Origin of the sequence: Flavobacterium sp. KACC 22761 (assembly GCF_034058155.1) — a bacterium.
Classification (GTDB): Bacteria; Bacteroidota; Bacteroidia; order Flavobacteriales; family Flavobacteriaceae; genus Flavobacterium.
In genome coordinates, this window is sequence record NZ_CP139148.1 from 1,973,679 (window position 1) to 1,993,048 (window position 19,370).

A 19,370-nucleotide genomic window follows, 5' to 3' on the forward strand; every position below is an offset into this window, starting at 1 on the left:
AAGTTAAAATCTAAATTTTTCAGTTTCGGCGTTATTTTTTGGCAAAAAGCAAACGGTTTTTTCTAATTGTATTGAGTATTTTTGTGGGGTAATTAGAAAAACAGAAATATGAAAAGAAGAATAGTTTTGACGGGAGCTTTTATCGGAATGTTGGCTATTATTTTAGGCGCTTTTGGAGCTCATTTGCTAAAAAAATATTTATCTGTAGAAGAGCTAAATACTTTTGAAGTTGGAGTTCGTTATCAAATGTATCATGCTTTCTTTTTGTTTTTTGTTTCGACTCGAAAAGACATTTCCGAAAAAACTTTAAAAACCATTTATAATTTGGTTGTTGCGGGCGTTGTTCTTTTTAGTGGTTCGATTTATTTATTGGCTACAAAAAACTTCACTTTATTTGATTTTAAATTTATAGGATTCGCAACACCTTTGGGCGGAATGCTATTAATTATTGCTTGGTTGACATTATTTGTTACTATTTTGAAGCAAAAATCATAAAATCCCGAATAAAAAATTCTATCTGAAAATTAATATTTAATTTTGTCTCATAAATAACATATAATCTTATTTGTGTGAATTTATTTTGGTTTTCACTTTAAAAAGAGAAAAATATAACAAATTGACGCAAAAGTTTATAAGATAATAAATTAGAAGCTCTTATTTTTTTATTTTATTGAATTTAAAGTTTAAATTTTGCTTTTTTGACATAAATTAAAGTGAAATTGAAATATTTTTAAAGGATTTACAATAAATCTGTAATTTTGCATTCTATCAAACATCACACACAACTTAAAATTTATGGACACTAACACACTTTTCTCGCAATCGATTTCGTTAAAAGAATTAGGAATTGAAAATGCTAAAGTTCGCTATCAATTATCCCCAGATGAATTGCATGCCATTACTTTACAGTCAGGCCAAGGTGTCGAAAGCTCAACAGGAGCATTGGCTATTAATACAGGTGAATTTACAGGACGTTCTCCACAAGATCGTTTTATTGTAAAAGATGCGATTACAGAAGATAAAGTTTGGTGGGGAAATGTAAATATTCCTTTTGCACCAGAAGCTTTTGAAAAACTATATAACAAGGTAACAAAGTTTTTATCAGACAAAGAAGTTTTTGTTCGTGATTCATACGTTTGTTCAGACAGCAATTACAGATTAAATGTTCGTGTTGTAACCGAAACAGCTTGGTCAAATTTGTTTTGCTACAATATGTTCTTGAGACCCGAAGAATCTGAATTGGCAAACTTTACTCCAGAATGGACCGTAATTTGCGCTCCAACTTTTATGGCAGATCCTGCTGTTGATGGTACACGCCAGTCTAATTTTGCAATTTTAGATTTTACTAAAAAAATCGCATTAATTGGTGGAACGGGTTATACTGGAGAAATGAAAAAGGGAATTTTCTCTGCATTAAACTTCATTTTGCCAGTTTTCAAAAATACACTTCCAATGCACTGTAGTGCAAATGTTGGTAAAAACGGAGATACTGCTATTTTCTTTGGATTGTCTGGAACAGGAAAAACTACTTTATCTGCAGATCCAGAACGTAAATTAATTGGAGACGATGAACACGGATGGACAAGCGAAAACACGGTTTTCAATTTTGAAGGTGGTTGTTACGCTAAGGTAATCAACTTATCTGAAGAGAATGAACCAGACATTTACAGAGCGATCAAAAAAGGTGCACTTTTAGAAAATGTGGTTTTTAAAGCTGGAACGAATGAAGTTGATTATGATGATGTTTCAATCACTCAAAATACGCGTGTTAGTTATCCAATAACACATATTGACAATATTCAGCCAGGTTCAATTGGTCACAATCCTAAAAATATATTTTTCTTAACGGCAGATTCTTTCGGAATTTTGCCTCCAATCTCAAGATTAAATCCAGGTCAGGCTGCTTATCACTTCATTTCTGGATATACTGCAAAAGTAGCTGGAACTGAAGCGGGAGTAACTGAACCACAGCCAAATTTCTCTGCTTGTTTTGGAGCGCCATTTATGCCTTTGCATCCAACAAAATATGCTGAAATGTTGAGCAAAAAAATGAAAGATGCAGGAGTAAAAGTTTGGTTGATCAACACAGGCTGGACTGGAGGTCCTTACGGAACAGGAAGCCGTATGAAACTAAAATATACTCGTGCTATGATTACTGCTGCATTAAACGGAGAACTGGATAATGTTGAGTACAAAGATCACGCAGTATTTGGAATTGCAAAACCACAATCTTGTCCAAATGTTCCAGAGGAAATTTTAAACCCTAGAAATACGTGGGCAGATAAAGATTTATACGATAAAAAAGCGTTAGAATTAGCTCAGAAATTCAAAGCTAATTTTGCCAAATTTGAAGAATTTGCGAATGCTGAAATTTTAGCAGGAGCACCGATTACAGAATAAAGGGGCAATTACTAATTCAAAATTAAAAAAGCTGTTCAATTTGAACAGCTTTTTTTTGTTTTCAATCGCAGAAAAAAAAATAAATTAAACACTAAAACTGCGATTGAAAAACTTGAAATTTATTTTTTGGGCTGGTTGATGTTTTTTTTGGAACAAACCCAAGCACAGGAACAGCTTTGTAATTTCTGATTATAATTTGTTCACCGTGTTCTAGGTTGGTTTGACGCGAAACTAGAACCTTAATGTTATTTAAAAAGTTGAAAAAAATTAATTTAATGTTATGATTCTCCTGATGAAAATAAACTTATTAATTTTAAAATAACACTTGTTAAATGGGAATTATTTAAAGCGCAAGTAAAAACAAATCAACTATTTGCCTCATAATTAAATTTTTGGCGCTAAATTTGTTTCATCAATCACAATCAAAAATCATCAATCATGTTAAAACAATTTTTTATTCTATGTTCAGGAGCCGATCGTGATCTCTTGAAAGACTGTTCAGAAGGCGAGCAAACCAAATATGTCGGTATTGGCGCCACTGTATTTTTTACTGCGGTAATGGCATTTTTAGCCAGTGCTTATGCTCTTTTCACTGTTTTCGATTCTATTTATCCCGCTCTGATTTTTGGTTTTGTTTGGAGTTTGCTGATTTTTAATTTAGACCGATTTATTGTTTCTACTATTAAGAAAAGAGATCGTTTTATGGATGAATTCCTTCAAGCGACGCCTCGTATTGCATTGGCCATCATTATAGCGATTGTAATTTCAAAACCTTTGGAGATTAAAATTTTCGAAAAAGAAATCAATACCGTTTTATTGAAAGAGAAAAACGAAATGGAATTGGCCAATAAAAAGCAAGTTGGAAACTATTTCAAATCAGATTTAGATAAAAATAAAGCCGAAATCGCCACTTTAAAAGTTGATATTGTAAAGAAAGAGAAAGAAGTAAACGATTTGTATTCAGTTTATATTACTGAAGCCGAAGGAACTGCTGGGACTAAAAAACTAGGAAAAGGTCCCGTATATAAAGAGAAACGTGAAAAACACGATGCCGCTTTAAAAGAATTCGAAGCGCTTAAAAAGACCAATGAAGCTAAAATTGCCGAAAAAGAAAAAGCAGGCGTACAGCTTCAAGCCGACTTAGATAAAAAAGTTTCGCAAACACAACCAATTATTGAAGGTTTTGACGGATTAATGGCACGCATCAATGCGTTGAATAAACTGCCTTGGTTGCCATCATTTTTCATTATGCTATTGTTTTTAGCCATTGAAACATCGCCAATTATTGCCAAATTATTAGCACCAAAAGGAGAATTCGATTTCAAGCAAGAAGAAGCCGAAACCGCTATGAAAGCAACTTTGGTACAAAACAAATACCAACGCGATTTATTAGTGAAAACCAGCGCCGAAATGCACGATAGAGTATATGCTGATATTGCCGAAGACAAAGGTTTATTCGATTTACAGCGAAAAAATGCCAAAGAGCTACTGGAATTGCAATCGCATAAATTTGTAGAGAAGCAGAAAGCGACTTTATAAGTACAAAGTGCAAAGTTTCTAAGTACAAAGTTTAAATATAAAGCCCGAAATAGAGATCTATTTCGGGCTTTTGTTATTTTAGACAAAGTCAATAATCTTTGTACTTTGTACTCAGAACTTTGTACTTTAAGATTACATGTAACTTAAAATCTCTTTTTTGTAAGCATCATATTCTCCTTGCATGATCAAGCCATTATCAAGAAGTTTTTTGTAATTCTGTAATTTATCAAAAAGTTCTTCTTTAGATAAATCACTTAATTTACGATCTCCTGTTGGTTGTGAAGGTTGTGTTGGAAATGGCTCGTAAGTTTCTGTAACAGCTGGAGCGGCAGGTAAAATTTCTGCAAAACTTGTCACTTCTTCCGTTTCTACTTCTTCAATTTCATCTTCTTCTTCAAAAACAGGTTCTTCAACTGGTAATGTTTCTTGAATTGGAGTTGCGGTTTGAACAGGATTTTTCAATAAATCCAATTGCTCTTTAGCGTAAGTATAAATTTTTCTAGCTTGAATTTTCGGAATATAATCGATAGAAACAGCCAAATCTGTTTTTGTTCCAAATGAAAATTCAGAACCTAAAATATTTTCTTTTACAAATGTACTTGCAATATCATCCCAAGTATAATCTGTGAAGTCCATAGAAAGACCTAAATTTTTAGGTTTGCAAATAATAATACGTTTATTTGTTAATACAATGCTGTCAGGAAAAACAGTAAGTGCAGGCTTTTTTTGCACTGCGATATATCCAACTTCTTCGCCTTTCATTAATAAATCTGTAAGTTTCGAAGTGATTTTTTCAATCGCTTTTGGATCTTGTTCTTCGTTCAGAAATTTTTTAAATTGTTCTTTCATTTTTTTAAGGTTCTAAGTTGCTAAGCAGCTAAGTCGCTGAGTTTTTTACTGACGCTACAAATGTAATGCCTAATTTTCTATTTCAATAATTTCATTTTGAATTTTCTTTGTCAAACTTTTGAAAACCAATCCATACGAATGATCAATCAATTCTTTCACAAATTTGTCGGGAAGATTTCCGTTTAAAGCCACGGTATTCCAATGCACTTTGCTCATATGAAATCCTGGTTTTATTTCGTCGTACTCGGCTCTGAGTTCTTCTGCACGGTCTGGATCGCATTTAAGATTGACCGATGGCTCATTTTTTTCCCATTGAGAAAGTGATGACAAGGCAAACATTTTTCCGCCTACTTTAAAAACAAGTGTATCTTCATCAAAAGGAAAATGCTCGCTGACACCTTTTTTTGAGAGACAATATTCGTAATACGTTTCTAAATTCATAATTGTTTATTTTCCAATTTCACCTAAATGCGTGTATTTAAAACCTTTTTCGTATTTCAGGCCATAACCAAAAATACGATCCATTGCCGAATGTGAAAATAAAATAATTCCGGCTAATTGCAATAATTCATTTTTGAAATAAAAACCCAAAATATATAAAAGAACCGCAATCGCTTTGTGGTGAAAGAAATTATATAAAAACGCTCCAACTTTGTTTCCAAAAGCATAACCAATCATTGATAAATCTGGAGTTAAAATTAAAGCCAAAAAACACCACCATTCATAATTTAAAAGGTTGAAAAGAAATATTCCGAGAACAAATAATGCAATTTCTTCGAGTTTTAAGACTGTTTTCATTTGATTATTTTTTCCATCATTTTTTCAGGATGATTCAGTTTTGTAAATCCGAATTTTTCATATAAAAAGTGAGCATCAGTTGTCGCCAAACGCCAGATTTTGACTTTTTGCAATTGTGGCTCGTTCACCATCGCTTCAATTAAAATGGATGAATAGCCTTTTCCGCGATGTTCTTCGGTAATAAAAACATCCATTAAATAAGCAAAAACGACATAATCAGTTATCACACGTGCAAAACCAATTTGTTTGTCATCCAAATAAATTCCAAAACAAACTGAAGCATCTATGGTTATTTGCACTTCTTCAATAGTTCGTCCCGCTGCCCAATAAATGTCTTTTAAAAAGTTCTGTATAAACGGAACGTCGAGTTTAGTTTTATCTGTTGAAATACTAATCATATTGTTTTAGTTTTTTTGCCACTAATTCCACGAATTTGCACGAATTAAATTTTTCTTGCCACAGATTAAAAGGATTAAAAAGGATTTAATTTGTGTAAATTCTTTTAATCTGTGGCAAAACAAAAAAAAGAAATTTGTGGAAATTCGTGTAATTTGTGGCAACCTTTTAAATTTTATATAAAATTGGTTTGCTCGGGCTTGCATCATTTTCAAACGAAGCGATTTGAAGGTTTAGTATATAATTTCCATCTTCAATTTCGTCTAGAACGTAAATCATTTCTGTAATTGTGGCATTAAATCTTGCATCTTTGTTTAAATTATGCGTGTCTTTTACATTCCAAAAAGCTTTATGCGCCAATAATTTTCCCTCGTCATGTTCTTTATCAACACTTGGCAAATCAATCAATAAATGCTGAATTTCGCTTTCGCGGATGAAAATCGCGGCCTCTTCAGACAAATACGGCGGATTTGTATTCGAGTATTTTCTTGATTTTTTGTCTCTTGAATTTGGAAGCGTTCTAATGATCAAAGCTTCGTTTGTCATGCTGAGCGGAGTCGAAGCACTCAACGCTTTTTGAATTTGTTCTTTCGTAATCACCAAATCATCAGCAATTTTCGTTGGATCAATTGTAATCAATTTAGCAAAAAAGAAAAACTGTTTAAGCGATTGATTAATACTGTAAAAATCATTCGTAATATGCCCCAGACATTCCGTATGCGTTCCATGCCCATGCGGATTGAAGAAAATATTATTAAAATTCGTAGATGATTTTCCTTCCGAAACTTTCCCAATCCAATCGCCAAAAACTACAGGTTCAATAACCGGTTTTTCGATGTACCAAGCAATCGGATTTTCATCAGTATTGGTTAATGGAATAGAGATATCAATGGGTTTTGATAAGTCGATTTCGAAGTTGTTGATTTTTGCTAACACAAATTTGGGTTTTATGCCGCAAACGCTAAGTCACAAAGTTTAATTGATTTGCGCCTTTGTGCCTTCGTGGCTAATTTTATTCTTCCAAATTTAGATAAAATAAATCTGAAGCAATTCCATCTGTTAAAAATTTTCCTTTAATGGTTGGTTTTAAAATGTTGCTTTCGATTGAAAGCAAATCGTCGTTTAGGAATTTTTGAGATTGATTTAATAAGTAGTTTAAATATTCTGACCCAAATTCATTTTCAATTCGTTCTAAAGAAACGCCCCAAATCGTTCGTAAACCCGTCATAATATATTCATTATAACGATCCGAAATCGTCAATACTTCAGTTTCAATAGGAAGTTCATCATTTTGAATTGCTTTTAAGTAAAGCGAATTATTTGCAATATTCCAGCCTCTTTTTTCACCATCATAACTATGCGCAGAAGGTCCGATTCCGATGTATTTTTTCCCTAGCCAATAAGCCGAATTGTTTTTGGAGAAATAATTCTCTTTCCCAAAATTGGATAACTCGTAATGAATAAAACCGTTTTTCTGAAGCATCTCAACCAAAATCATAAAATGATTGGAAGCTACTTCATCTTGCGGTTCAGCAATTTTTCCAGTTTGAATTAATTTGCTCAAAGCGGTTTTAGGTTCAACCGTCAAAGCATAACTTGAAATATGCGGAACGCCAAAATCCAAAGCCGTTTGAATATTTTGTCGCCACATTTCGTCGGTCATTCCCGGAATTCCGTAAATCAAATCCAATGAAATATTATCAAAATATTTGGTTGCTTCTTCCAAACATTTTTTGGCTTCCGTCGCATTATGAGCGCGATTCATCATCTTCAAATCCTCTTCATAAAAAGACTGAATTCCGATGCTTAAACGATTTATCGGACTTTTTGATAATTCCAAAATTCTTTCGGCAGACAAATCATCTGGATTTGCTTCAAGCGTAATTTCTGGATTTTCGATTACTTTGTAATTCTTATAAACTTCTGAAATTAGAAAGTTAATTTCTTCATTACTAAGAACTGAAGGTGTTCCTCCGCCAAAATAAATCGTTTCAATGATATTGTCATCCTGAGCGGAGTCAAAGGGTTTACGCATACCAATTTCTTTGGCCAAAGCCAAAACCATTTCATCTTTCTTCTTCATCGAAGTTGAAAAATGAAAGTCACAGTAATGACAAGCCTGTTTGCAAAAAGGAATATGAATGTAGATACCGCTCATTTTTTTAATTAGATAATGTGTCAATTTGATAATTAGATAATGATTATTAGATCGAAGAGAAATTATCTAATTGACTAATTATCTCATTTTCTAATTTTGTCTTCGTTTTGTTTCACAAAAGCATCCCAACCTGAATAGCTTTTTCCAGCTACGACTTTTCCCGAATTAAAATGATGACAAACTGCTGCTGCCAAGCCATCGGTTGAATCCAGATTTTTGGGTAATTCTTTTAAACCCAAAAGTTGTTGTAGCATTTTAGCAACTTGTTCTTTGCTAGCGTTTCCGTTACCTGTGATCGCCATTTTTATCTTTTTGGGTTCATATTCTGTAATCGGAATGCCTCTTGAAAGTCCTGCAGCCATTGCAACGCCTTGCGCACGGCCTAATTTTAGCATTGATTGTACGTTTTTGCCAAAAAAAGGTGCTTCAATTGCAATTTCATCAGGGCAATGCGTTTCGATTAATTCGATAGTTCTTTCAAAAATGATTCTTAGTTTTTGGTAATGGTTGTCGTATTTGGAAAGTTGCAATTCATTCAATTGCAGAAACTCCATTTTTTTATTGGTGACTTTAATCAATCCAAAACCCATGATTGTGGTTCCAGGGTCAATACCTAATATGATGCGTTCTTGTGCCAAGAGAGTTTTTGTTTCAAGTTTAAGGTTTGAAGTTTAGAAAATTGCCACATTTTCTAATTTTCTAATTGCCACATTTGATTACTTTTGCGGCATGATTTCAATTCCTCACAAAGCTAAGCAATTCCTAGTTCTTCTGGCCAAACTTTTAATTGTTGGCGGCGCATTTTATTTTATTTATAATCAGTTGGCCAACAATGAAAAATTAGACTGGCAGAAGTTTATTGTTTTGTTCAAGAAAAACCAGTCGGTTTTAGGGATTTCGTTTATTCTTCTTTTGAGTGTTTTGAATCGTTATTTCGAGATTTTGAAATGGCAGAATCTGGCAAAAGTAATTCATAAAATCTCTGTTTATGAGGCTACAAAACAGGTTTTGGCCGCTTTAACAGCTGGAATTTTTACGCCAAATGGAGTAGGGGAGTACGCCGGAAAAGCGTTGTATTATCCAAAATCTGAAGCTAAAAAAGTTGTTTTTCTAAACTTAATCTGTAACGGGATCCAGATGATTTTGACAATTGTTTTCGGAATTTTTGGACTGCTATATTTCAATGCCCAATTCAATGTAATTACGACTAAAACAGTTTTGATTCTCTTTGGCGGTTTTATACTGCTTCTGATTATTTTATTCTCGATTAAAAAGATAAAAGTCAAAGGATATTCAATTGAAAAACTGATTCATAAAATCAACGAAATTCCGAAATCGGTTCATCAGAAAAATATCTTTTTAGGAATTTGCCGTTATTTGGTTTTTTCGCATCAATATTACTTTTTATTTTTAGGTTTTGATGTTGATTTGCCTTATTTGACGTTAATGGCAGCGATAACGTCGGTTTATTTTTTGGCATCTTCATTGCCAACTTTTCAGTTTTTGGATTTTGCGGTAAAAGGAAGTGTGGCGATTTATTTCTTCGGAATTTTAGGCGTAAATGAGTGGATTGTAATTTTCATAAGCACTTTAATGTGGTTTTTGAATGTGGTGTTGCCAGTTGTTTTAGGAAGTTATTTTGTGTTGAATTTTAAAACTAAAACTGTAGAATGATTTTTGAATTTTTCGGCATATTATTCCTTTATATCATAAGCATTCTTTTGCTGATTTTTGGATTTTTCCGAATTAAAAAATTCAAGAAAACAGATTTAAAACCCAAAACTAGTTTTACCATTATAGTTCCGTTTCGGAATGAAAAAGAAAATCTGCCAATACTTTTAGAAAGTTTTTCAAATTTGAATTATCCAAAAAATCTATTCAAAGTAATTCTGGTAGACGATAATTCAGACGAGAAATTTCACATTTCACATTTCACATTTGGGGTTTCACAAATAGACAATATTCGGATTTCAAATTCGCCTAAAAAAGATGCGATTACAACCGCAATACAGCACGTAAAAACCGATTGGGTAATTACCATAGATGCCGATTGTGTAGTTCCTGAAAACTGGCTTTTAACTTTTGATAATTATATTCAGGAAAATAAAGTTTCGATGCTGGCGGGCGCTGTAACGTACAAATGTGAAAATTCTTTTTTAGATCATTTTCAGCAATTGGATTTAACAAGTTTGCAAGGCGCAACGATTGGAAGTTTTGGTTTGAATAAAGGTTTTATGTGCAATGGAGCCAATTTTGCGTACACAAAATCATTGTTTGAAAGCTTAAACGGCTTTGAAGGAAATGACAAAATCGCCAGCGGTGACGATGTTTTTTTATTGCAAAAAGCAATTGAAAAATTCCCAAATGAAGTTCAGTATCTTAAAGCTGACGAGGCAATTGTCGTTACAAAACCAACCAAAAACTGGAGATCATTATTTTATCAAAGAGTGCGCTGGGCGTCAAAAACAAGTTCGTATAAAAGCTCTTTTGGCAAGTTTCTCGGTTTGATTGTTTTCTTAGGAAATTTGAGTTTTGTAATTGGATTTTTCCTGCTTCTTTTCGGAATTTGGTCGTATCCCATTTTTGTGATTTTTGCCTTTTCTAAGTTTGCAATTGATTTTGTTCTGCTTTCAATTACCAATCAATTTTTGACACCAAGCAAAATTAAAGGTCTTTTACTCAGTAGTTTGCTTTATCCTTTTTTTAGTTCAGCTGTTGCGTTGTACAGTTTGTTTGGTTCTTATGAATGGAAAGGCCGACAATTCAAAAAGTAATTTCTTTTGAAAATGAGTGCCCTAGCCCTGATGGAAGCGGCATCCTTTTGTGGTGGGGTTCACCACAAAAGATACAGTGGACAGCAGGAATAGCTCCTAAAATAAACTACTTTTCTTCTTTCGCTTTTAAAATTACAGGCAAAATAAATTGTGTTTTTACCGGGATTCCGCGCTTTATTGCTGGATTTACTTCTGGAAAATCAATCAGGCGTGCATGCAAAATACTATCTACTTTGATGGTGTCATAAGCAACAGAATCTTTAGGAAATTGAGGCTCGAATTTCATTTTCGAATTTGGGAAAACCGTAACTTTTACCTGAATGGTGTCCAGCTCAGGATACAAAATAGAAAGACTGTCGATTTGCAGTTTTTCTTGAATAAGTTGTGACATGACATCAAAAAAACACTTTTGGCGTTGTTTTTCATCTGCAACTGTTTCACATTCGGCCACGGTAGGATATTCGTCAACCTCTTTCCAGTTAATAGATTTTAGTTCTTTTTGAAGTAATTCTTTTTCAGACGGAACCTTCTTCTCAAAGTATTGACAAGAGTTCAAAAGTAGGAAAGCTAAAAAAATGAAAAACTGCTTCAAGATTTTGAGGTTGAGTTGAATAAAGTGCTTTTGTGGTATAAAAATACGATTATTTTTTTTGCGAACCTTTGTATTCTAAATATTCTTCATAGCTTTCAGAGAGCCATTGTTGCTTATTTTGCGCCGCAAGTTCTTTTTGTTCAGGATATAACCGGGCAAGCCGATCTGAAAATGTGGCGATTTGAACGGTGTAGGTATAAAATTCAGCTTTTGTAAGTAGCTTATTTAGATCTTGCTTGCGGTCAAAAAATTCAAGAAAAAGCGCATCAAATTCTTTGAGAGAAAAATTTAATACTTTTTTCTTATTACTTTTATAAATGCTGTCCTGCAATAAAAGATCATCTAAAGAAAGTTTTTGAGTTTGAGCGTATAAGTTTAAATTGATAAAAAGTATCAAAGAAAAGAATGCAAATATTTTCAAAAATCGTCTCATAGCTTGTTTTTTCTGGGATTTGCAAATACAATTTACAAAAAATATATGGATTTAGTATTGTTGTTGCTTGGTTTTATGTGTATGATTATCGGTATTTTTGGCAGCTTTTTGCCTGTTTTGCCTGGCTTGTCAAGTTGTTGGGTCGGATTACTGCTTTTATATCTCACAAAGGCTGTTGAAAACAATTATTGGGTTTTGGGCATTACATTATTTATTACCATTACTATTACGGTTCTTGATTATATAATTCCGGCAAAAGGAACTAAAAAATTCGGCGGAAGTTCATATGGAGTCTGGGGAACAAACATTGGATTAATAGTTGGAATTTTGGCCCCGATACCATTTGGAGTTGTTATTGGTCCATTTGTAGGCGCATTTGTTGGAGAGCTTATATATGATTCAAAAAACCATAAAAGAGCATTAAAGGCAGCAACAGGATCACTGCTTGGATTTCTCGCCTCAAGTTTTATAAACTTTATGTTTTGTGTTATTTTTCTTGGAATTTTTCTGCATGTGACATGGGAATATCGAAACATTTTATTTTAATCGTGTAAATATACTTAGGATTTTTCTTATTTTTTATGCTTTTTTGAAAAATATTCAAAAATTGTATAAAAATATTTTCATTTTCTTTTGATAACGAAAGCAGTATGTTTACTGATGCTGACAAGAATTTATGTTAATAACCTGTTAATCGGGTATGTATATTCTTAACTTAATTTTTGGAAATGTTAAAATATTTTATATTTTTATCCTGATAAACGATAAAAAGCCTCACTTTATCGATTATTTTTAACAATTATAAATAATTATTTTATAAGTTATGAGTATGACCCCAAACCTACAAATTGAACTTAGACGTTTTATTTCTTCTAATGTTGTTTCTAAGCTAAACAAGTTTTATTTTGAAAACGATGCACTTTTAATCAAAGGGATTGATGTTTCAATAGGCACAATTTTAATGGGCCTTTATAACAAAGCCGAAGAATCAGGCTTTTATAAGGAAGTCATCTCATTGATTGAAGACGATTCAACCTTTTACCAGGAAGTCGATTTTGCTTCAGGCCGAATTTTATCAGTCGATGATTGTTACCGAATTGAAGGAAACCCAATTTTAAAAGAAATCTTCACCCAAAAAAAAGGAAGAATTTCTGAAATGATTTCAAACGAAGTCGGAATCAAAAGTGAAACTGCCCGCGAAATACTTAACTTCTCAGCACTTCTTGTAGTTTCATATCTTAAAAATAATATCCAATTATTAGATAGTTTAAAGCTTCTTCTTGAAGAGCAAAAAAGAGAAATCCTTAACAGCATTCAGCCCGGAATCAAAATCATATTAGGATTTTCAAATTACGAAACGGTTGAAGAAAAAAATCAAAACATCGGAAGATCGATCTTCACACTTTTTGGACATAACTTTTTCAGTTTCTAAATAAAAAAATCCCGTCTCGCAAGAGCAAAACAGGATTTGATATTGAATCTAATTTGAAAAACTTAAGAGTTTTTCAAATTGATAATTTCTTGGTCTGTCAGGAAACGCCAGTTCCCTCTAGGCAGATTCTTTTTGGTTAAACCAGCAAACGAAACGCGGTCAATACGCAAAACATTGTAGTCAAAGCTTTCAAAAATAGAACGAACAACCTTAACGTTTGATGTACGTAATTTAAGGCCAACTTCGCTTTTTGCTTCCTTTTCAATATAACTGATTTCCTCAACAGAAACACGGTGTCCTTCAAGAACTAAGCCTTTGCTGATTTTTTCCAAATCCTCAAACTTCAAGTTTTTGTCTAAAGAAACCTGATAGATTTTTGATGATTTTTGATTCGGCAATGAAAACTTACGAATCATATCAGTATCATTTGTAAACAAAAGCAATCCCGTTGTATTCTTGTCCATTCGTCCTACAGGAGCAATTTTTGAATTTGTAGAACCACGAACAAGTTCCAATACATTGCGATATTCCTGACCTTCGTCAAGCGCAGTAGTAAAGTTTTTCGGTTTGTTTAGCAAAATATATTCTTTCTTTTCTGGAGTCAAAACAACGCCATCAAAGTTTACAACATCATTGATTTTTACTAAATATCCCATTTCAGTAACCGGAACGCCATTCACTTTTACGTTTCCAGACTGGATATAAATATCGGCATCACGACGTGAACACACTCCAGAATTTGAAATGTATTTGTTCAAACGAATTTCATCTGACGCTTTTTGTCTCTTAGCCGGCTGATTTTGTTTTCTGAATTTTTCAGCAGCAGCTTCCTGAGCAGCTTTAACTTCAGGTTTCACTTTTTTCGGCCCTTGAGCGCGTTTTGCCATAGGAGGTTTTGGCTTGCTAGAGTTTGGTCTTGAGCTATTTGGTCTCGATCCGCCTCTTCTATTATTGCCTTCCTTGTTGTTCATAAAGTCATTAATTTGTGCAAAGATAGTTTTTTCCTGCCAATAAATCTTAAGTTCAATGTTCTTAGATTAATAGCAAAAAAAATGAAAGGATTTTGAAGCATCGCAATTGGCTTTTTTTCAGGCATTAATTCCCGCTTTCCGTTTCAATCTTTTATTTTTTAAAGAAAAAAAATAAAAGGATTTCCACTTCAATCGGGGCTAAAATCAAGCAATTGGCTTCTTTTGAACAGTTAAATTATTTTGCATAGTTTTCGCAAATTTATGAGAGATTTTCAAATCAAAAAAAATCCGCGTAATCTGCCCAATCTGCGAGAGAAAAAAACAGTTCAATCCGTTAAAATCTGTGGGCAGTCTAATAATTAGAAATTAATTCGCGCCCATGCCATAAAACATTCGGATTGATCAAAACAATGCAAAAAACGCCAGAAACAATCAAAAACTTCAAAACATTATGAAGCATTAAAAACTGTTCTTTTGAATTCGATTTCCATAAAAAAATCAAGAAAAACAGCAAAACACCAAAACATACATAAAAGTAAATATCCATATAACCAACATCATAAACGTTGACTAAAATATAAACCGGAATAATGGTCAAAAGTGTTAAAAGCGTAATAATTTGCTTAGAAACTTTCTCGTTATAAAGTATCGGAATCGTCCGGTAGTTATTTGCCAAATCGCCTTTTAGATTTTCCAAATCTTTGATCATTTCCCGAATCAAAAGCAATAAAAACAAGAAAACTGCATGGGCGGAAATCACCATAAAATGGCTCATGTGATTTTCAATTTCTTCAAACGAAATCGAATTGTAGAAATACAATAATATTGCAAAAAACGGAATTACAGCCATAAGTGCAGCCGTCAAATTTCCAATAAATGGATATCTTTTTATTTTATGCGAATAAAACCAAATTAGGAAAATATATGCCGAAAAGAATAAAAACGCACGCCAAGAAACAATCGAAGCCATTAAAACTGCTAAAAAATTCAAGCTGAAATAAACCGACAACTTGGTTTTCTGACTTACCAAACGATCCAGCATCGATTTATTTGGTCTATTGATTAAATCTTTTTGGCTGTCGTAAAAGTTGTTGATAATGTAACCCGAAGCAATGGTAATTGCCGAAGCAAAAACAATGAGAAACAAATAAAAATCCAAGATAATGTCAAGCGCTCTTTTCTCTGGAGCCAAAATAAATATTGCAGACAGATATTGTGCGATAACAATAATAGGAATGTTATAACCGCGTACCACAGAAAACAAACTGACAATTTTCATTACTACAAGTTTGTGCTGTCTGCTTAACATAAATTATAAAGTGTGATGGATTAGATTTAGGGAAGTTAGAATATATTTTTTTATTCTATATTTTAAAGCTTGTTTTTTAACAATTCTTTAGAACCGTAACCTAATTTTCGAATACAGGCCAAAGCTTGTTTTTGGGTAATATCAATATCCTGAATATCTTTTTTTTCTACGAAAACCACTGATCCGCTCCACGGATTTGGAGCATCTGGAATAAAGACTGTAAATTTATCTTCACTTATTTGTTCGATCAAAAAGGCAAATTGTAAACCGGCATCTGTAGGAACTAGAATTACTTTTAAGTCATCTTTGGATTCCAACCCAAGAATATTTTCGTTCATGTTTTTCATGAACGAATAGCCAGGAACAAAACTCAAAACACCATCTTCTAATCTTTCCACCAGCTTTTTTGCATTGGCAGTTTTTGCTAATAAACCCGCCACCAAACAAATAAGAATTATAAGCAGTATTCCAATAAATTCCTGAAGCGCAAGTCCTAAAACACTAATTCTGGGTAAGTTGTTTACCAGTGGAAGCGTGGTTTTTTGAATAATGCCGTATCCTTTTTCTAAAACAATTAGTAGAACCACCAATGGCACTAAAAACACGAGTCCTCCTAAAAATGTTGCTTTGATAATCTTTAAAATGCTTTTCATTGGCAATAATTTTAGGATTAAGATTCTAGAAAAATATACTCAAATAACTATTGTTTTTAGGATTTTAAAACTTAAAATTGATAAACTACTTCTAGTTTATAATCTTTCAAAGACATTTTTGCGCGTTCTAAATCTTCAGTAAAACCAAGAATATAACCGCCTCCTCCAGAACCACAAAGTTTTAGGTAATAATCGTTTGTGTCGATTCCGTGTTGCCAAATTCCGTGAAATTGCTCAGGAATCATTGGTTTGAAATTGTTCAAAACAACTTTTGAAAGCTTTTTAGTATTGGTAAACAACGATTTCATATCGCCGTGCAAGAAGTTTTCTACGCAAGCATCTGTGTACTTTACAAACTGGTTTTTAAGCATGGCTCGGAAACCTTTGTCTTTTAGGTTTTCCATAAAAATGTTGACCATTGGAGCCGTTTCGCCTACAATTCCTGAATCTAGCAAAAATACAGCGCCTTTTCCGTCAAAACTTTGTGTTGGAATTCCGGTTGCTTCGATATTGTCTTTCGAATTAATTAAAATTGGAATGCTCAAATAGCTGTTTAATGGATCTAAACCAGAACTTTTTCCGTGGAAAAAGCTTTCCATTTGTGAAAATATATTTTTAAGCTGTAATAGCTTTTCACGAGTCAAATTCTCTAAAACTGTGATTTTGTTTGTCGCATATTTATCATAAATAGCGGCTACAAGCGCACCACTGCTTCCAACGCCGTATCCTTGCGGAATACTAGAATCGAAATACATTCCGGTTTCGACATCATTTTTTAAAGTTTCCAAATCGAAAGTAACCAATTCTGGTTGCTGTGTGTGTAACACTTCAAGATAAGAAGCAAAACTTCTTAAGCTTTTGTTTGATGCAATGGCTTCGGCCGAAGGTTCTTCAGATTTTTTTAATGCACCGTTGTAAAAATTATAAGGAATAGAAAGTCCTTTAGAGTCGCGGATAATTCCGTATTCTCCAAAGAGTAATATTTTTGAGTAAAATAAGGGTCCTTTCATGATTTATTTTATGTCTTTTTTTATTTTATTTGGGTTTTGTTTAGCCTTTTATGTATAATCCAATAATCATCATTGCCAAGGCAAAAAATAGACCAACAAACCATTTTATCATATCATTTTTAGCATCTACAATTTCTTTTTTCACAAAATCTTTAGTAGCTATCTCGGTTTTATCTTGTCGTATTTCTTCGCTGATGGTTCTGTCAATAGCTTCGACAAATTCTTTAGCCTTACTCTCATCAAGATTAAGTTCTTTTCTAAATAAATCGTAAAGTTTTATAGTTGCAGTATTCATGTTCTGACTTAAAAATATGTATTATAAATATAAAGATACGGAAAATTATAATGCAATAGCTCCCTCTCCAATTTTGTCGCAAAGGTACTGACGATTCTGACAAAATACAACTAATTCGTCTTGAATAAATTGTAATACTTTTTCGCTAACGTTTTCGGGATAAAGGACATGCACATTTGCTCCGGCATCAAGTGTAAAACACACAGGAATTTGAGTTTCATTTCTGAATTTCCATATTGCATTGATGATTTGTAGCGTATTTGGCTTCATCAAAATAAAATATGGCATTGAGGTCATCATCATAGCATGCAAAGTCAGTGCTTCACTTTCTACAACTTTGATGAATTCGTCTAAATTTCCATTTTCAAAAATGGCAATTAATTTATGCAGATTTTCATGTGCTTGCGCAAAACGTCGTTCTGCATACGGATGATTGTGCATCAAATCGTGCCCAACCGTACTCGAAACTTGTTTTTCGCCTTTGTCAACTAATAAAATGGTATCTTGATAATTCTTGAAATTTTCATGAATAGCGTACGGAAATTCAACACCAAATAAATCGGTGCTTCCTTCTATGTTTGCTTGATTTCCCCAAACTACGACTTCGCCTTTTACACTTCTACAAGCGCTTCCTGAACCTAAACGAGCAAGAAAAGATGCTTTTTGATAGAAATATTCATCCGTCATTTCTGGATTTAATTTTCTTTCCAAACTCATAAAATTCATTGCCAAAGCTGCCATTCCAGAAGCCGAAGAAGCAATTCCAGAACTATGCGGAAACGTATTTTGAGTATCAATCGTAAAATGATAGTCTTTTAAAAATGGCAAATAAACTTCAACTCTTTCTAAAAACTTCTGAATCTTTGGTTTGAAATCTTCTTTTGGTTTTCCTTCAAAAAGCAAATCAAAAGAAAAATCGTTTGTCACATTGAGCGAAGTCGAAATGGCTCTTTTTTCGAAACCTAATTTCGTAATCGTTTTGCAATTATTCAAAGTAAAACTAACCGAAGGATTTGCCGGAATCTGATTGTCTTTTTTCCCCCAATATTTCACTAATGCAATATTGCTTGGAGCGCTCCATTCAAAGTTTCCGTTTTCGATTGTTGAAGTATATTTATTTGGAATAAAATCAGCTGCTGTAAACATGAAATATAAAATTTTGGCAAAGATAGTTTTTTCACCCTAAAGGGATAATTTTTTATCTATATGGTTTAAATTTTCTTTTGACTATTTTTGACTACAAAATTGAATAAAATGAATAAGATTGTAAAAATCGTTATAGCTTTAATTGTTTGTCTTTCTGTTGGATATTCTGCAGGAGTGGTCACAAAACCAAGTATTGAGACTTGGTATGTAACATTGGAAAAACCAATATTTAATCCACCGAACTGGATTTTTATGCCCGTTTGGTCGTTACTTTACATTTTAATGGCAATTGCTGCTGCATTAGTTTGGGACAAAATAAAAGAAAATGCGGAAGAAGTAAAGAAAGCATTGCTTTTTTTCATTATTCAATTGATTTTAAATTCAATTTGGTCGTATTTATTCTTCGGATTAAAAAATCCGATGCTGGCTTTAATCGAAATTATTCTTTTATGGTTGATGATTTATGAAACGTATTTGAAGTTCATTAAAATCAATAAAACGGCTGGTTATTTATTAATTCCGTATTTGGCTTGGGTCGCTTTTGCTACGGTTTTGAATGCTAGTATTTGGTGGTTGAATAAGTAGTTTCAGGTTTCAGATTTTTTTTGTTTCAGG

General features: G+C 33.0%; 23 protein-coding genes. 8 read left to right on the forward strand and 15 right to left on the reverse strand.

Annotated elements, in window-relative coordinates:
* Nucleotides 1-108: 108 nt before the first annotated feature.
* From SCB73_RS08645 to SCB73_RS08655, 3 genes are all read left to right on the forward strand, one after another.
* Complete coding sequence (locus SCB73_RS08645; RefSeq protein WP_320569645.1) at nucleotides 109-495, forward strand: DUF423 domain-containing protein; 387 nt, start codon at nucleotides 109-111, stop codon at nucleotides 493-495.
* A 300-nt stretch (nucleotides 496-795) separates the two neighbouring features.
* A complete protein-coding gene (gene pckA, locus SCB73_RS08650) occupies nucleotides 796-2,400 on the forward strand; it encodes a phosphoenolpyruvate carboxykinase (ATP) (protein ID WP_320569646.1) in 1,605 nt (534 codons plus the stop codon).
* 438 nt (nucleotides 2,401-2,838) lie between these two features.
* Nucleotides 2,839-3,939, forward strand: coding sequence for a DUF4407 domain-containing protein (locus SCB73_RS08655; RefSeq protein ID WP_320569647.1), 1,101 nt, complete (start codon nucleotides 2,839-2,841; stop codon nucleotides 3,937-3,939).
* 132 nt (nucleotides 3,940-4,071) lie between these two features.
* Here the strand turns inward: SCB73_RS08655 and SCB73_RS08660 are convergent, their stop codons facing one another.
* From SCB73_RS08660 to ruvC, 7 genes are all read right to left on the reverse strand, one after another.
* On the reverse strand, nucleotides 4,072-4,788 hold the full coding sequence (locus SCB73_RS08660; protein WP_320569648.1) for a PH domain-containing protein: 717 nt from the start codon (nucleotides 4,786-4,788) through the stop codon (nucleotides 4,072-4,074).
* A 69-nt stretch (nucleotides 4,789-4,857) separates the two neighbouring features.
* A complete protein-coding gene (locus SCB73_RS08665) occupies nucleotides 4,858-5,229 on the reverse strand; it encodes an MmcQ/YjbR family DNA-binding protein (RefSeq protein WP_320569649.1) in 372 nt (123 codons plus the stop codon).
* A gap of 6 nt (nucleotides 5,230-5,235) precedes the next feature.
* Nucleotides 5,236-5,586 (reverse strand): DUF4260 domain-containing protein, encoded by a 351-nt coding sequence (locus SCB73_RS08670; RefSeq protein ID WP_320569650.1) that lies wholly within the window; start codon nucleotides 5,584-5,586, stop codon nucleotides 5,236-5,238.
* Nucleotides 5,583-5,984 (reverse strand): GNAT family N-acetyltransferase, encoded by a 402-nt coding sequence (locus tag SCB73_RS08675; protein WP_320569651.1) that lies wholly within the window; start codon nucleotides 5,982-5,984, stop codon nucleotides 5,583-5,585. Before SCB73_RS08675 ends, SCB73_RS08670 begins: the two co-directional genes overlap by 4 nt.
* A gap of 166 nt (nucleotides 5,985-6,150) precedes the next feature.
* Nucleotides 6,151-6,918 carry a cyclase family protein gene (locus SCB73_RS08680; protein ID WP_320569652.1) on the reverse strand — a complete coding sequence of 256 codons (768 nt, stop codon included), beginning with the start codon at nucleotides 6,916-6,918 and terminating at the stop codon, nucleotides 6,151-6,153.
* Nucleotides 6,919-6,994: 76 nt separating this feature from the next.
* Nucleotides 6,995-8,140, reverse strand: a complete 1,146-nt coding sequence (gene hemW, locus SCB73_RS08685; RefSeq protein WP_320569653.1) for a radical SAM family heme chaperone HemW — start codon at nucleotides 8,138-8,140, stop codon at nucleotides 6,995-6,997.
* Between the two features lie 83 nt (nucleotides 8,141-8,223).
* Complete coding sequence (gene ruvC / locus SCB73_RS08690; RefSeq protein ID WP_320569654.1) at nucleotides 8,224-8,778, reverse strand: crossover junction endodeoxyribonuclease RuvC; 555 nt, start codon at nucleotides 8,776-8,778, stop codon at nucleotides 8,224-8,226.
* A gap of 91 nt (nucleotides 8,779-8,869) precedes the next feature.
* Here ruvC and SCB73_RS08695 point away from each other — a divergent pair, with 91 nt between their 5' ends.
* Nucleotides 8,870-9,814 (forward strand): hypothetical protein, encoded by a 945-nt coding sequence (locus SCB73_RS08695; protein ID WP_320569655.1) that lies wholly within the window; start codon nucleotides 8,870-8,872, stop codon nucleotides 9,812-9,814.
* Nucleotides 9,811-10,914, forward strand: coding sequence for a glycosyltransferase family 2 protein (locus tag SCB73_RS08700; protein WP_320569656.1), 1,104 nt, complete (start codon nucleotides 9,811-9,813; stop codon nucleotides 10,912-10,914). Before SCB73_RS08695 ends, SCB73_RS08700 begins: the two co-directional genes overlap by 4 nt.
* A 106-nt stretch (nucleotides 10,915-11,020) precedes the next feature.
* Here the strand turns inward: SCB73_RS08700 and SCB73_RS08705 are convergent, their stop codons facing one another.
* Together SCB73_RS08705 and SCB73_RS08710 are read right to left on the reverse strand one after the other, a co-directional pair.
* A complete protein-coding gene (locus tag SCB73_RS08705; protein ID WP_320569657.1) occupies nucleotides 11,021-11,506 on the reverse strand; it encodes a hypothetical protein in 486 nt (161 codons plus the stop codon).
* A gap of 49 nt (nucleotides 11,507-11,555) precedes the next feature.
* Nucleotides 11,556-11,939: a hypothetical protein gene (locus SCB73_RS08710; protein ID WP_320569658.1), complete on the reverse strand. Its 384-nt coding sequence runs from the start codon at nucleotides 11,937-11,939 to the stop codon at nucleotides 11,556-11,558.
* A 45-nt stretch (nucleotides 11,940-11,984) separates the two neighbouring features.
* Between SCB73_RS08710 and SCB73_RS08715 the strand changes: the two genes are divergently transcribed.
* Nucleotides 11,985-12,485, forward strand: a complete 501-nt coding sequence (locus SCB73_RS08715; RefSeq protein ID WP_320569659.1) for a DUF456 domain-containing protein — start codon at nucleotides 11,985-11,987, stop codon at nucleotides 12,483-12,485.
* 283 nt (nucleotides 12,486-12,768) lie between these two features.
* Nucleotides 12,769-13,371: a DUF937 domain-containing protein gene (locus tag SCB73_RS08720; RefSeq protein ID WP_320569660.1), complete on the forward strand. Its 603-nt coding sequence runs from the start codon at nucleotides 12,769-12,771 to the stop codon at nucleotides 13,369-13,371.
* 62 nt (nucleotides 13,372-13,433) lie between these two features.
* Here the strand turns inward: SCB73_RS08720 and SCB73_RS08725 are convergent, their stop codons facing one another.
* From SCB73_RS08725 to SCB73_RS08750, 6 genes are all read right to left on the reverse strand, one after another.
* Nucleotides 13,434-14,342: a pseudouridine synthase gene (locus SCB73_RS08725; RefSeq protein WP_320569661.1), complete on the reverse strand. Its 909-nt coding sequence runs from the start codon at nucleotides 14,340-14,342 to the stop codon at nucleotides 13,434-13,436.
* Nucleotides 14,343-14,694: 352 nt separating this feature from the next.
* Nucleotides 14,695-15,651, reverse strand: coding sequence for a geranylgeranylglycerol-phosphate geranylgeranyltransferase (locus tag SCB73_RS08730; RefSeq protein WP_320569662.1), 957 nt, complete (start codon nucleotides 15,649-15,651; stop codon nucleotides 14,695-14,697).
* Nucleotides 15,652-15,713: 62 nt separating this feature from the next.
* Nucleotides 15,714-16,304, reverse strand: coding sequence for a DUF502 domain-containing protein (locus tag SCB73_RS08735; RefSeq protein WP_320569663.1), 591 nt, complete (start codon nucleotides 16,302-16,304; stop codon nucleotides 15,714-15,716).
* A gap of 71 nt (nucleotides 16,305-16,375) precedes the next feature.
* Nucleotides 16,376-17,314: a mevalonate kinase family protein gene (locus SCB73_RS08740; RefSeq protein ID WP_320569664.1), complete on the reverse strand. Its 939-nt coding sequence runs from the start codon at nucleotides 17,312-17,314 to the stop codon at nucleotides 16,376-16,378.
* Between the two features lie 40 nt (nucleotides 17,315-17,354).
* Nucleotides 17,355-17,609, reverse strand: a complete 255-nt coding sequence (locus SCB73_RS08745; protein ID WP_091494097.1) for a hypothetical protein — start codon at nucleotides 17,607-17,609, stop codon at nucleotides 17,355-17,357.
* Nucleotides 17,610-17,654: 45 nt separating this feature from the next.
* A complete protein-coding gene (locus SCB73_RS08750; RefSeq protein WP_320569665.1) occupies nucleotides 17,655-18,755 on the reverse strand; it encodes a diphosphomevalonate decarboxylase in 1,101 nt (366 codons plus the stop codon).
* A 108-nt stretch (nucleotides 18,756-18,863) separates the two neighbouring features.
* Here SCB73_RS08750 and SCB73_RS08755 point away from each other — a divergent pair, with 108 nt between their 5' ends.
* Nucleotides 18,864-19,340: a TspO/MBR family protein gene (locus SCB73_RS08755; protein WP_320569666.1), complete on the forward strand. Its 477-nt coding sequence runs from the start codon at nucleotides 18,864-18,866 to the stop codon at nucleotides 19,338-19,340.
* Nucleotides 19,341-19,370 lie beyond the last annotated feature (30 nt).